Origin of the sequence: Mycobacterium sp. 1245805.9 (genome assembly GCF_001672915.1) — a bacterium.
Classification (GTDB): domain Bacteria; phylum Actinomycetota; class Actinomycetes; order Mycobacteriales; family Mycobacteriaceae; genus Mycobacterium.
The window spans coordinates 1-13033 of sequence record NZ_LZKR01000137.1; the positions used below are offsets into that span (position 1 = coordinate 1).

Annotated in this window: 15 protein-coding genes and 2 pseudogenes; 12 read left to right on the forward strand and 5 right to left on the reverse strand. The window is 69.0% G+C overall.

The window, feature by feature from the left end:
• The 3 genes and pseudogenes from A9X00_RS31400 to A9X00_RS18885 all read left to right on the forward strand — a co-directional run.
• Positions 1-794: pseudogene (locus tag A9X00_RS31400) on the forward strand (serine/threonine protein kinase); the annotation flags it as partial.
• 92 nt (positions 795-886) lie between these two features.
• Positions 887-2692 carry an amidohydrolase family protein gene (locus A9X00_RS18880; RefSeq protein WP_067156740.1) on the forward strand — a complete coding sequence of 602 codons (1806 nt, stop codon included), beginning with the start codon at positions 887-889 and terminating at the stop codon, positions 2690-2692.
• 1 nt (position 2693) lies between these two features.
• Positions 2694-3296 (forward strand): TetR/AcrR family transcriptional regulator, encoded by a 603-nt coding sequence (locus A9X00_RS18885; protein ID WP_067156743.1) that lies wholly within the window; start codon positions 2694-2696, stop codon positions 3294-3296.
• 7 nt (positions 3297-3303) lie between these two features.
• On the opposite strand, the gene A9X00_RS18890 is transcribed toward A9X00_RS18885, so the two are convergent.
• The 4 genes from A9X00_RS18890 to A9X00_RS18905 form a co-directional block, all read right to left on the reverse strand.
• The gene (locus tag A9X00_RS18890; RefSeq protein ID WP_067156745.1) at positions 3304-4167 is read right to left on the reverse strand and encodes a D-alanyl-D-alanine carboxypeptidase family protein; all 864 of its coding nucleotides are present in this window, start codon (positions 4165-4167) and stop codon (positions 3304-3306) included.
• A gap of 36 nt (positions 4168-4203) precedes the next feature.
• A complete protein-coding gene (locus A9X00_RS18895) occupies positions 4204-4461 on the reverse strand; it encodes a hypothetical protein (RefSeq protein ID WP_156772176.1) in 258 nt (85 codons plus the stop codon).
• A 154-nt stretch (positions 4462-4615) separates the two neighbouring features.
• A complete protein-coding gene (locus A9X00_RS18900; protein ID WP_067156749.1) occupies positions 4616-5434 on the reverse strand; it encodes an SDR family oxidoreductase in 819 nt (272 codons plus the stop codon).
• Positions 5431-5865, reverse strand: a complete 435-nt coding sequence (locus tag A9X00_RS18905) for a nitroreductase family deazaflavin-dependent oxidoreductase (RefSeq protein ID WP_067156752.1) — start codon at positions 5863-5865, stop codon at positions 5431-5433. The genes A9X00_RS18900 and A9X00_RS18905 overlap by 4 nt, the downstream gene beginning before the upstream one ends.
• A 118-nt stretch (positions 5866-5983) precedes the next feature.
• Between A9X00_RS18905 and A9X00_RS18910 the strand changes: the two genes are divergently transcribed.
• The 6 genes from A9X00_RS18910 (at position 5984) to trmD (ending at position 9646) form a co-directional block, all read left to right on the forward strand.
• A complete protein-coding gene (locus tag A9X00_RS18910; protein WP_067156755.1) occupies positions 5984-6997 on the forward strand; it encodes an NAD(P)-dependent alcohol dehydrogenase in 1014 nt (337 codons plus the stop codon).
• Positions 6998-7050: 53 nt separating this feature from the next.
• A complete protein-coding gene (locus tag A9X00_RS18915; RefSeq protein WP_067156796.1) occupies positions 7051-7470 on the forward strand; it encodes a nuclear transport factor 2 family protein in 420 nt (139 codons plus the stop codon).
• A 173-nt stretch (positions 7471-7643) separates the two neighbouring features.
• Complete coding sequence (gene rpsP, locus A9X00_RS18920; RefSeq protein ID WP_067156758.1) at positions 7644-8174, forward strand: 30S ribosomal protein S16; 531 nt, start codon at positions 7644-7646, stop codon at positions 8172-8174.
• A gap of 5 nt (positions 8175-8179) precedes the next feature.
• On the forward strand, positions 8180-8422 hold the full coding sequence (locus tag A9X00_RS18925) for an RNA-binding protein (RefSeq protein WP_003878715.1): 243 nt from the start codon (positions 8180-8182) through the stop codon (positions 8420-8422).
• Between the two features lie 12 nt (positions 8423-8434).
• Complete coding sequence (gene rimM / locus A9X00_RS18930) at positions 8435-8953, forward strand: ribosome maturation factor RimM (RefSeq protein ID WP_067156760.1); 519 nt, start codon at positions 8435-8437, stop codon at positions 8951-8953.
• A gap of 3 nt (positions 8954-8956) precedes the next feature.
• Positions 8957-9646, forward strand: coding sequence for a tRNA (guanosine(37)-N1)-methyltransferase TrmD (gene trmD / locus A9X00_RS18935; RefSeq protein ID WP_067156762.1), 690 nt, complete (start codon positions 8957-8959; stop codon positions 9644-9646).
• Between the two features lie 82 nt (positions 9647-9728).
• Here trmD and A9X00_RS18940 read toward each other — a convergent pair whose 3' ends face one another.
• Complete coding sequence (locus A9X00_RS18940; RefSeq protein WP_067156764.1) at positions 9729-10682, reverse strand: hypothetical protein; 954 nt, start codon at positions 10680-10682, stop codon at positions 9729-9731.
• Positions 10683-10991: 309 nt separating this feature from the next.
• Here A9X00_RS18940 and rplS point away from each other — a divergent pair, with 309 nt between their 5' ends.
• The 3 genes and pseudogenes from rplS to A9X00_RS18955 all read left to right on the forward strand — a co-directional run.
• On the forward strand, positions 10992-11333 hold the full coding sequence (rplS, locus tag A9X00_RS18945) for a 50S ribosomal protein L19 (protein ID WP_066930268.1): 342 nt from the start codon (positions 10992-10994) through the stop codon (positions 11331-11333).
• Between the two features lie 60 nt (positions 11334-11393).
• Positions 11394-12254 (forward strand): signal peptidase I, encoded by an 861-nt coding sequence (gene lepB, locus A9X00_RS18950; protein WP_067156766.1) that lies wholly within the window; start codon positions 11394-11396, stop codon positions 12252-12254.
• A 2-nt stretch (positions 12255-12256) separates the two neighbouring features.
• Positions 12257-13025, forward strand: a pseudogene (locus A9X00_RS18955) (ribonuclease HII); the annotation flags it as partial.
• Positions 13026-13033 lie beyond the last annotated feature (8 nt).

Consider the following 13033-nt stretch of genomic DNA (forward strand, 5'->3'; position numbering starts at 1 on the left):
ATCAGTACGCGCTGGCGGCCACGGCATTTCACCTGTTGGCCGGAACGCCGCCGTACGTCGATTCCAACCCGGCGGCCCCGTTGGCTGACCGCCCCAACGACTTCGCCGTGGATCCTGCCGGGGCGCCCACCCTGGACGCGGACAAGCCCCCGGTGGCCGTGGCGAGGACGCACCGCCGCCGCAGGATCGTCCTGAGCGCCGTCGCGGTGGTGGTCGTCGCGGGGCTGCTCGTCGCCGGCTTCTTGGCGGGGCGCAAGACCCACGCGACCGCCGCACCTGCCGCGCCGGCCGCCCGCCCGACCGCGAGCGCGCCGGCCGCCCCGATCCCACTCGACGGCACCTACCGTCTCGAGGTGCAGCGCAGCCGGCAGACGTTCAACCTCACGCCCGAGCCCCAGCCGCCCGACGTGACCACCTGGTGGGCCTTCCGCTCGTCGTGCGCGGCCGGCTCCTGCACGGCCGTCGGCGCGCCGCTGGACGACAACGACCACACGCAGCCGAAGTCGACGGTCACCCAGCCGGTCGTGCTGGAGTTCCGCGATGGTCGTTGGCTGTCGCGCCCGGAAGAGGGGACGTTCCCCTGCATCGCGCCGGACGGCGCCGCACGGACGCAGGCGACGACGCAGGTGCTGTCGCTGCGGCCCCGTCCGCAAGGCGGGCTCGCCGGCGAGATGACCGTCACCGTGCGAAGCAACGAATGCGGCCAGCAGGGCGCCGTGCTCCGGGCACCCGCGATGGCGACCCGCAGCGGCGACGTGCCGCCGGGCGTGCCGGTGCCCGACCCCCCGCGCTGACTTGACCAGGCACTTTCCCGTGGCCAGACACGCCGCCAGAAAAGATTGCGAGTACTTGCTATCTATGTTACGGTTCGTGGCACCCGACGACCTTGGAGGCAACGGTGAGCTACGACGTGATCATTCGCGACGGACTGTGGTTCGACGGCACCGGCCGCGCACCGCAGACCCGCACGCTCGGCATCCGCGACGGCGTGGTGGCGGCGGTGTCTCCGACGCCGCTGGACGAGACCGGCTGCCCCGAGGTGATCGACGCCGCCGGCAAGTGGATCGTGCCCGGGTTCATCGACGTGCACACCCACTACGACGCCGAGGTGCTGCTGGACCCCGGGCTGCGGGAGTCGGTGCGCCACGGCGTCACGACGGTGTTGCTGGGCAACTGCTCGCTGTCGACGGTCTACGCCGATTCCGAGGACGCGGCCGACCTGTTCAGCCGGGTCGAGGCCGTGCCGCGCGAATACGTCTACGGCGCTTTGGATTCCAACAAGACGTGGTCGACGGCCGCGGACTACATCCGCGCGCTGGACGCCCTGCCGCTCGGGCCGAATGTCGGCTCGCTGCTTGGTCATTCGGATCTACGGACCGCGGTGCTGGGTCTCGATCGCGCCACCGACGAGACGGTCAAGCCCACCGAGGCCGAGCTGGAGAAGATGGCGGCGCTGCTGGAGGAGGCCCTCGACGCCGGGATGCTCGGCATGTCCGGCATGGACGCGGCCATCGACAAACTCGACGGTGACCGCTTCCGGTCGCGCGCGCTGCCGTCCACGTTCGCGACGTGGCGCGAACGGCGCCGGTTGATCAAGGTTTTGCGCAAGCGCGGCCGAATCCTGCAGAGCGCGCCCGACGTCGAGAACTCGAAATCCGCACTGCTCTTCTTCCTCGCCAGCAGCCCGATGTTGGGGTGGCGCAAGGCGGTTCGGATGAGCCTGCTGGTGTCCGCCGACGCGAAGTCCATGCCGCTGGCCGTGCACACCTTCGGGCTCGGCACCCGCCTGCTGAACAAGTTCCTGGGCTCTAGGGTGCGGTTCCAGCACCTGCCGGTCCCGTTCGAGTTGTACTCCGACGGCATCGACCTGCCGGTCTTCGAGGAGTTCGGCGCCGGGACGGCCGCCCTGCACCTGCGCGATCAACTGCAGCGCAACGAGCTGCTGGCCGACAAGGACTACCGCCGCAAGTTCCGGCGCGAGTTCGACCGGATCAAGCTGGGGCCGTCGCTGTGGCACCGCGACTTCCACGACGCGGTCATCGTCGAGTGCCCCGATAAGTCGTTGATCGGCAAGAGCTTTGGCGCGATCGCCGACGAGCGCGGGCTGCATCCGCTCGACGCGTTCCTCGACGTGCTCGTCGAAAACGGCGAGCGCAACGTCCGGTGGACGACCGTCGTCGCCAACCACCGGCCCAAGCAGCTCAACAAGCTCGCCGCCGACCCCAGCATCCACATGGGCTTCTCCGACGCGGGCGCGCACCTGCGCAACATGGCGTTCTACAACTTCCCGCTCAAGATGCTCAAGCGCACCCGCGACGCCCACCGGGCCGGTGCCCCGTTCATGTCCACCGAACACGCGGTGCACCGGCTGACCGGCGAACTGGCGGACTGGTTCGGCGTCGACGCCGGCACGCTGCGCGAGGGCGACCGCGCGGACTTCGTCGTGATCGATCCGGCCGGCCTCAACGAATCCGTGGACGACTACCACGAGGAAGCGGTGCCCTTCTACGGCGGCCTGCGGCGCATGGTCAATCGCAACGACGACGCCGTCGTCGCGACCGGCGTGGGCGGCGAGGTCGTCTTCCGCGCGGGCCAGTTCCGGGAGGGCTACGGCCGCACCGTGAAGTCGGGCCGCTACCTGCGGGCGGGGCGGCGCAGCCGGGGCCGCAGCGTGGAGAAAGTCGGGGCCTGACATGGCCAGGACCCAGCAGCAGCGGCGGGAGGAAACCGTCGCGCGGCTTCTCGAGGCGTGCATCGACACCATCATCGAGGTCGGGTACGCCCGCGCGTCGGCCGCGGTGATCACCAAGCGCGCCGGGGTTTCCGTCGGCGCCCTGTTCCGCCACTTCGAGACCATGGGCGACTTCATGGCGGCCACCGCGTCCGAGGTTTTGCGGCGTCAGCTGGAGTCGTTCACCAAACGGGTTGCTGAGATTCCTGCCGACCAGCCCGCCTTCGAGGCCGCCCTGGCGATCCTGCGGGACATCACCGCCGCCCCGACCAACGCCGTGGTCTACGAGCTGCTGATCGCCGCGCGCACCGACGAAAAGCTCAGGGACACTTTGCAACACGAGCTCGGCCAGTACTCGGCGAAGATCGTCGACGCCGCGCGGGCGCTGCCCGGCGCCGAGGGCTTCGACGAGGAGACGTTCCCGGTCGTGGTGGCGCTGATGACGAACGTGTTCGACGGGGCCGCCGTGGTGGAGGGGGTGCTGCCGCAGCCGGCGATCGCGGAGCGGCGGATCCCGGTGTTGACGGGGCTGATGCGCGCGGCGCTGCCGAATGTTGTTTTGTAACAGGCGGTTATAGCGAACCTATGCCGGTCTCGGGGTTCAGCGCGAAGCCCCAGTCGAACAGGCTGCCGGCCTGATCCCAATACGTGGGTCCGCCCTGTTTCACCAGTCCGTACATCATCGCGATCACCAGCCGGCGCCCACCGCGGGCGGCGGCGCCGACGAACGTCTTGCGCGCGGCGTTGGTGAAGCCGGTCTTGCCGCCGATGGCGCCGGGGTAGCGCTGCAGGAGTTCGTCCTGGTTGGTGATCGGTTCGTCGCCGTGATCGCCGGGGAACATCGCCGACGGCTCGGCGGTGATCTGCGCGAACACCGGATTGGCCATGGCGGCCCGGAAGATGACGGCCAGGTCGTGCGCCGTCGACGCCCCGGAGCCGCCGGGGCCGTCCAGGCCGGACGGGGTCGCCGCGAAGGTGCTCGTCGCGCCCAGGGACGCGGCCTTGGCGTTCATCTTGGCCACGGTGGCGTCGGCGCCGCCCAGTAGGTGCGCCAGGGTGTTGGCGGCGTCGTTGCCGGAAACCAGCAGCAGCGCGTCCAGCAATTGGCGCGCGGTGTAGGTGCGGCCGGGCTTGATGCCGACGCAGTTGCACTCGACCTGCGTGTCGGCGACGTCGGCGACGACGGTGGAGTCCAGGCTCACCTGGTCCAGCGCCACCAACGCCAACAGCACCTTGATGGTGCTCGCGGGCGGGTGGGGCACGTTCTGGTCGCGGCCGGCCAACACCTGACCGCTGTCCAGGTCGGCGACGATCCAGGTCTGGGCCGGCCCGTCAGGGATCGGCACCGAGCCGATCGGCTGCGTGCTGTCGGCCCGGGAAGGCGTCGCGGTGGCGACCGCCAGCAGGGCGGCCACCGCGGCCATGAGCATGCGCATGGCCGCAAAGTTTAACTTTGGGGCTTTATCTCGGGCTCAGCGCCAGGGCATGTCGCGCCAGGAGTAGTTCGCCCCGTCGCCGATGTCGTGCACGCCGTAGTAGTCCCAGTAGTAGTCGTGGCAGACGTTGCCGTCCCACGGGACGGGCCGGCCCGCAGGAAGGACGTCGCCCGGGCACCAGTGCTGGCACGATTTCCCGGCCGGGCACGGGCCGGCCTGGGCCGAGGGCGCGGCGAGCCCCGCGCCGCCGAACATCAACAACGCCGTTGCTAATCCCGCGATTGCTGCTCTCATACCCAGGGGATTATTCCCCTCGCCGGCGGCCCGTGTCCTGCGAAAACGCGAGAAATACCCCGTTGGGTTCATGTCGGGCTCCTTCGTTGCTGGAGGCCCGGATGGGCCGCTGCAACAAGTGGACACCGGCCCGCGCCGATACCGATCCCAACTATTACGCCGCGAGCTCCGCGATGAAGTCGGCGACCGAGCGCGGTTCGCGACGCAGAATGGCTTGCAGGACAAGCGAATTCCCGCCGTGAAAGCCATGCCGGTCGTAGTCTTCGAACATCGTGGCCAAGCCCTCGGGCCCCGGGGGGACATCGTCGGTGTCCTCGGCCCGCAGCGTGCGCCCCGCCACCCGACTCATCATCTCGGCGACCTCGACCCGATCGACCATGCCCCCGGCGGCGAGTTCGAAAGTGCCACGCGACAGGCGTCGCTCGACGAACGCCAACGCGGCCGCGTCGGCGACGTCGCGGTAATCGACGTAGGTCATCTTCGAGTGCTTCGACCACGGCGCCACGACGGCGCCGGTTTCCAACGCGTTCCGGTAGGTCGCCGCAAGCGCTTGGACGTACATCGCCGGCTGCAGCACGGTGAAGTCCAGATCGGACGCGTAGAGAGCCTCCTCGACCGGGCGGGTTCCCGCATGGTTCGGCAGGCTCAGCGACGGGTGGTACACCCCGTTGTAAACCAGCTTCCCCACGCCGGCTTCCACGGCCGCTCCGACCACGTTGAGCGCCATCGACGTGGCATCCGGGTGGAACGCCGGGGTGATCAGGAAGACCCCGTCCACACCGTCCAGAGCCTCGGCCACCCCGTCGGCGTCGGCCAGGTCCAACCGCACCGTCTCGGTCGCACCGGCCCGGCGAGCCTCGTCGGCCTTCGCCGGATCGTGGACGACGCCGCGGACGTCGATTCCCTGAGCGGCGAGGCCGGCGACGACGTGGTGGGCGTACTGGCCCGTCGCGCCGGTCGCCAGGACCCTCATTCGCGGTGCTCCCTCGGGCCAACCGGCGTGAGCGCGACCACCGGGATGGTCCGCGACGTCTTGCGCTGGTACTCGGCGAACCCGGGGTAGCGCTCGGCCTGCAGCGCATACTTCTCGTCCCGCTCGGCCCCATGCAGCTCCGTGGCATGCACGTCGACGATGTCGTCGCCGACTTCGATGCGGGCGTCGGGGTTCGCCTTGAGATTCCAATACCACGCGGGGTTGTCGTCGGCGCCGGCCTTCGAGGCGAAGACGAGGTACCGATCGCCGTCGGCCAGATACATCATGATGTTGGTCCGCGGCTTCCCGCTGCGCGCGCCGACCGTGTGCAGGATGACCAGCGGCGCACCGTCGAACTGGCCACCGACGCGACCGTGATTGGCGCGGAACTCGGCGATATTGCGCTCGTTGAAATCGTTGCCTTCGCTCACGAGGTGCCGGGTATCCGATTGCGCGGTCGTGAAACATCACACGCGTTTCCTGAAGCGGAACAAGGGAATCCATCGCGCGGGTTGAGATTGGCAGGCCGACATCGGAAGGAGCGTCTCCATGCGCGTGTACCGGTTCGACGAGCTGACCGGGCTGGATGGGCTGCGGGTGCACGACGAACCGGTCCCGTCACCCCAGCGAGGGGAACTGCTGCTCCGCATCCGAGCGGTGTCGCTGAACTACCGCGACGTGGCGATTCCCCTGGGCCGATACGTGCGCGAGAGCACACCCGGGTTGGTGCCGTGCAGCGATGCCGCGGCTGAGGTCGTCGAGGTCGGCGAGGGCGTCGACGACTTCCTTCCCGGCGACCGGGTGGTGAGCGCATTCCAGCCGAGGTGGTTCGGCGGCCCGATGCCGGCGACAGCGAATTCCGACAGCTACGGCAGCGGGCAGGATGGCTGGCTGGCCGAATACAAGGTGGTATCCCGGGAGGCGGTCGCGCGCATTCCCGATTCCATACCCGACGAACAGGCCGCGACGCTCCCGTGCGCCGGGGTCACGGCCTGGAACGCACTCGGCGGCCCCGCGCCGATTCGCACGGGCCAGACCGTGTTGACGCTCGGAACCGGCGGGGTTTCGCTGTTTGCGCTGCAACTGGCCAAGCTGGTCGGTGCCCGTGTCGTCGCGACGACGTCGAGTCCCGAGAAGGCGCAGACGCTCAAAGCGCTGGGCGCCGACGACGTCATCGACTACCGCCGCAATCCGAACTGGGGCGAGCAGGTGCGCGAACTGACCGGCGGCCGAGGCGCGGACCGAGTCGTCGAAGTCGGCGGCCCGGCCACCATCGAGCAGTCGTTGCGTGGCGTCGCCGAAGGCGGCGAGGTCACGCTGATCGGCTTTCTCAGCGAAGACAACCCGGGCATCGACTATTTCCTGCTCAAGGGCACCGGCGCGACGACGCGATCCATCACCGTCGGGAGCCGGGCCGATCTGCAAGATCTGGTGCGAGCCGTCGGCGCTTCAGGGTTGGAGCCGGTGATCGACGACGTCTTCGAATTCGATGAGGCGAAAGCGGCGTTCGAGCGGTTACGCGACGGCAAGCACATGGGCAAGCTCGTCGTCCGGGTCGGCTGAGTAGGCGGGGCCTAGTTGCGCGGTCTTCCAATTCAGTCGTGTTCAATCAAGCCATGTTGAGCCTGGCCGAGATTTCCGACCGCCTAGAGATCCAGCAGCTGCTGGTGGACTACTCCACCGCCATCGACAACCGCCGCTTCGACGACCTGGACAAGGTCTTCACGCCCGACGCCTACATCGACTACACCGCCCTCGGGGGCATCGAGGGCCACTATCCGGAGGTCAAGAAGTGGTTGTCGGAGGTGTTGCCGAACTTCCCGGTCTACGCGCACATGCTCGGCAACTTCTCGGTGACCGTCGACGGCGATAAGGCCACTTCGCGGGTCATCTGCTTCAACCCGATGGTGCTCGGCGGCGACAAGGAGCAGATCCTGTTCTGCGGCCTGTGGTACGACGACGAGTTCGTCCGCACCCCGGATGGATGGCGGATGACGCGGCGGGTGGAGACCAAGACCTTCCAGAAGGTCATGTAGCTGGATTTCTGGCGGGCGGACCTGTTCTGGCACAATTGGCGGCTGTCCGCCGCGCGACCCTGCCTTTTCAGGCCAGGCTCGGCGAGGCACACACGCGAGGCAAAACCGGACCCCGGCATCCCGCCCGGGTCGCTGAATTGCAGCGTGACACATACAGGAGAAGTCGCTTAACCATGGCTGTGAAGATCAAGCTGACCCGGCTTGGCAAGATCCGCAATCCGCAATACCGCATCGCCGTCGCCGACGCTCGGACCCGCCGCGACGGCCGCTCGATCGAGGTCATCGGCCGGTATCACCCGAAGGAAGACCCGAGCCTGATCGAGATCAACTCCGAGCGCGCCCAGTACTGGCTCTCGGTGGGCGCCCAGCCGACCGAGCCGGTCCTCAAGCTGTTGAAGATCACCGGCGACTGGCAGAAGTTCAAGGGCCTGCCCGGCGCCGAGGGCAGCCTGCAGGCCGCCGCGCCCAAGCCGTCCAAGCTGGAGCTGTTCAACGCCGCGCTGGCCGAGGCCGACGGCGCGCCCACCACCGAGGCCGCCAAGCCAAAGAAGAAGGCCCCGGCCAAGAAGGCCGCCAAGGCCGCCGAGGCGCCCGAGGCCGCTGACGAGGCGGCCGAAGCCCCCGCCGACGCCGAGCCGGCCGCCGAAGCCCCCGCCGAGCCGGCCGCGGAAGCCGCGCCGGCCGACGCACCGGCCGAAGGCTGACCGAGGTGAGCACCGTCGTCGTCGACGCTGTCGAGCATTTGGTCCGCGGCATCGTCGACAACCCCGACGATGTCCGGGTGGACATGGTTACCAGTCGGCGTGGGCGCACCGTGGAGGTGCACGTCCACCCCGACGACCTGGGCAAGGTGATCGGTCGCGGCGGGCGCACCGCGACCGCGCTGCGCACGCTGGTCGCCGGCATCGGTGGCCGCGGCATCCGCGTCGACGTGGTGGACACCGACCAGTAGCGGAGCGCTCCCGTGGAGTTGACGGTCGGGCGCGTGGTCAAGGCGCACGGCATCGGCGGCGAGGTGGTCGTGGAAATCCGCACCGACGATCCCGCGGCGCGGTTCGCTCCCGGTAACACGTTGCGCGCCAAGAATTCTCGTAGCGGCGAGGAGCGCAGCGTCGTCGTCGACCAAGTCCGCGAGCACGGTGGGCGGCTGCTGGTGCGATTGGCCGGCGTGCACGACCGCGACGCCGCCGACGCGCTGCGGGGCAGCCTGTTCGTGGTGGACTCCGCCGAGCTGCCGCCGATCGACGAGCCCGACACGTACTACGACCACCAGCTCGAAGGCCTTGCCGTCCGGACGACGGCGGGGCTGGAGGTCGGCGTCGTCGCCGAGGTGCTGCACACCGCGGCCGGTGAGCTGCTGGCGGTGCGGCGGGATTCCGGTGAGGTACTGGTGCCGTTCGTCGCCGCGATCGTCACGTCGGTCTCGTTGGACGACAGGCTGATCGAGATCGATCCGCCCGACGGGCTGCTGGAACTGGGGTAGCCCGTGCGAATCGACGTGATAACGATTTTCCCGGCGTATCTGGATCCCCTGCGACAGTCGTTGCCGGGCAAGGCGATTGCGTCGGGCCTGGTCGACCTGCACGTGCACGACCTGCGCCGGTGGACCTACGACGTGCACCACTCGGTGGATGACGCGCCCTACGGCGGCGGCCCCGGAATGGTGATGAAGGCCCCGGTCTGGGGCGAGGCCCTGGACGAGACCTGTTCGGGTGAAACGCTTTTGGTCGTTCCTACGCCGGCGGGCGCCTTGTTCACCCAGGCGACCGCCCAGCGCTGGAGCACCGAGAAGCACCTGGTGTTCGCGTGCGGGCGTTACGAGGGAATCGACCAGCGGGTCATCGACGACGCCGCGCGACGCATGCGGGTCGAGGAGGTCTCGATCGGGGACTACGTGCTGCCGGGCGGGGAGTCGGCGGCCGTGGTGATGATCGAGGCGGTGCTACGGCTGCTCGGCGGCGTGCTGGGCAATCCCGCGTCGCTGCAGGATGATTCGCATTCGCCCGCCTTGGACCGGCTGCTGGAGGGGCCCAGCTATACGAGGCCGCCGAGCTGGCGCGGGCTGGACGTCCCCGAGGTCCTGTTGTCCGGTGACCATGCGCGGATCGCGGCCTGGCGCCGCGAGGTTTCGCTGCGGCGCACCCGCGAGCGCCGCCCGGACCTATTGGGCGACTAGGGCTGGCGAACAGACGCAGAATCGCACCTGCGGTGTCGGATTCGTGCGATTCTGCGTCTGCTCGCGCAATGAGCCGAGTGTGTCAGATCCGGCCGTTGGGGAAGATCGTCTTGACGGCCTGGGTGATCGTCTGCCGCGCGGTGGCGTCGTCGGACGGCTGCAGCGACTGGACCACCATCACGTAGCGGCGATCGGCGCCGATCACCCCGGTCGACAGGTGCACCCAGTCGGCGCCGATGCAGCACATCCAGCCCTGCTTGACCGCCACCGGTTCGGCGAACAGGCCGTCGGGAATGCCGAACCGCTGCGGGTAGCCGTCGGCCCCGGTCGGGGTGGACCGGGCCAGGTCGTTGACGATGACGCTGGCCCGCGACGTCGGCAGTCCGCCCGACCCGTCGAGCAGCGCGTCGTAGTAGTGGATCAGGTCGGTCAGCGAGCTCATCGTGTTCCACCAGCGCCCGTCGCTGGGCGGGGTGGTGGAGGACAGCCCGTAGCGGCTCGCGACCTGGGTGATGATGTTGTCGCCGCCGCCCTGGCCCCAGAACTTCTCGGCGGCGCCGTCGTCGGACGACTGCAACATCACGTCGAGGGCCTGGCGGTCCTCGGCGGACAGGGTGGTCCTGCCCTGGGACTCGGCCAGCAACAGGTCGTCGGCGATGAAGAGCTTGGCCACCGACGCGGTGCCGACGATCTGGCTGTTGCCGTTGGAGACCAGCTCATGCGTCTTGCGATCCAGGACGGCGACCGACAGCGTGGCCCCGGCGCCGGCCGCCTCGTCGATGGCCTGCTGGATCCGCGCCGGCAGGCCGCCGAATACCGTGCCGGCCAGCGCCTGCGGCGGCCCGTGCATCGGCACGGTGTCCAGCAGCAGCTGAACCGTCTCCGGCTGCACCTGGGACTGCCGAACGGGCTCGCTGTGCGCGGCGGCGGACGGCTTTCCCAGGCTTTGCGGCTCCACCAACGCCTCGTCGCACCCGGCCAGCACCAGCGTCACCGCCGCCACGGCGGCCAGCACGGCGAGCGGGCGGGTGGACATGTGTCGGGCTCCTTGGTGTGCTCGGGCGTTAAACCTGCACGTGGCCGGGCCGATTCGACCCGAGTCATGTGTACCATTTACCAGCGCCTTTGGCGCGTTTTGAACCGCGAGCTTTACCTGTGATTTTCAATGCACGCGGGCCGTCTGGCACAATTGTTCAGTTGTCTCGAACCCACGAGCGCGCCGGGCGTTTCCCGGTGGCTGCGAGATGCGCACTAAAAGCCCGAAAACCATCGGCTTGATGACCGCCCCACGCCCGCGTGTGGGCAGCCGTCGCAGGCCGCGACCGCAAGGAAGAGTGTTCGTACGATGAACCGGCTGGACTTCGTCGACCAGACGTCGCTGCGCGACGACATCCCGGCCTTTAGCCCGGGCGACACCATCAACGTGCACGTCAAGGTCATCGAGGGCGCCAAGGAGCGTATCCAGGTGTTCAAGGGCGTGGTGATCCGCCGACAGGGCGGAGGCATCCGCGAGACGTTCACCGTGCGCAAGGAGAGCTACGGCGTCGGCGTCGAGCGGACCTTCCCGGTGCATTCGCCGAACATCGACCACATCGAGGTGGTGACCCGTGGCGACGTCCGCCGCGCCAAGCTGTACTACCTGCGTGAACTCCGCGGCAAGAAGGCCAAGATCAAGGAAAAGCGCTGACCGGGCGCGGTTCGGAGCAGGTCTGCGGATCCCACAAGCCGTGCTGACTACGCTGATCTCGTGACCGATACCCCGGACTCACCCGAGCGCCAGCCCGACGCCGGTCAGCCAGAGCCGAAGGTCTCCACCGCCGAACCCGACGCGCCCGCCGAAGCCCCGGAACCCGAAGCGGCCGAGCCGGAGCGCAAGAAGAAGTCCACGCTGCGCGAGCTCGCGCTGCTCGCGGTGATCGCCGTGGTCCTCTACTACGTCATGCTGACGTTCGTCGCCCGCCCCTACCTGATTCCGTCGGAATCCATGGAGCCCACGCTGCACGGGTGCACGGGCTGCGTCGGCGACCGGATCATGGTCGACAAGCTGAGTTACCGGTTCGGTCAGCCGCGGCCCGGCGACGTGATCGTCTTCAAGGGGCCGCCGTCGTGGAACGCCGGCTACAAGTCGATCCGTTCGAACAACACCGCGCTGCGCTGGGTGCAGAACGCGCTGTCGTTCATCGGCTTCGTGCCCCCCGACGAGAACGACCTGGTCAAGCGGGTCATCGCGGTGGGCGGGCAGACCGTGCAGTGCCGGGCCGAAACGGGGTTGACCGTCGACGGCAAGCCGCTCAAGGAGCCGTACCTGGATCCGACCACGATGATGGCCGACCCGTCGAAGTACCCCTGCCTGGGCAGCGAGTTCGGGCCCGTCGCCGTCCCGGCGGGACGGCTGTGGGTGATGGGGGACAACCGGACCCACTCGGCGGATTCCCGGGCCCACTGCACCAGCGTCCCGATCGAAGCACTCAAGGGCATCCTGTGCACCGGTGACCCGAATTCGGGAACCGTGCCGGTAGCCAACGTCATCGGCAAGGCCCAGTTCATCGTGTGGCCGCCGTCGCGGTGGGGTGGCGTCGGGTCGGTGAACCCCCAGCAGAGTCAGTAGCCATGGCCACCACGTGGCCGCCGCGGACCGTCATCCGCAAATCGTCCGGCTTGCGCACGCTGGAGTCCGCGCTGTATCGCAGCGGCCTCGGCCCGGTGGCCGGGGTCGACGAGGTGGGCCGCGGCGCCTGCGCCGGCCCGCTGGTGGTGGCGGCCTGCGTGCTCGGCCCCAGCCGACTGGAAAGCCTTGCGGCCCTTGACGACTCGAAGAAACTCACCGAGAAGGTGCGGGAGAAGCTGTTCCCCGTGATCCGCCGCTACGCGCTGGCGTACCACGTGGTCTTCATCTCCTCGGAGGAGGTCGACCGGCGCGGCGTGCATGTGGCCAACATCGAGGGCATGCGCCGCGCGGTGGCCGGCCTGTCGGTGCGCCCCGGGTACGTGCTGAGCGACGGATTCCGCGTGCCCGGCCTGCCGATGCCGTCGCTGCCGGTGATCGGCGGGGACGCCGTGGCGGCGTGCATCGCCGCGGCCAGCGTGCTGGCCAAAGTCAGCCGCGACCGGCTGATGGTCGCGATGGACGCCGATCACCCCGGCTACGGCTTCGCCGACCACAAGGGCTACAGCACGCCGGCACATTCGACGGCGCTGACCGAGCTCGGGCCCTGCGCCCAGCACCGCTATTCGTTCATCAACGTCCGGCGCGTGGCTTCAGGGCCGGGCGGAACCGGTGCGCGGGTGGTGGCGGAGTGCAAACCGGACCCTCCGGCCGAGCCTGGCGAATACCGGTGAGGAAAGATGGGACCAGGTTCCCACGTCATCCAGAAGGACGTCTGAGCA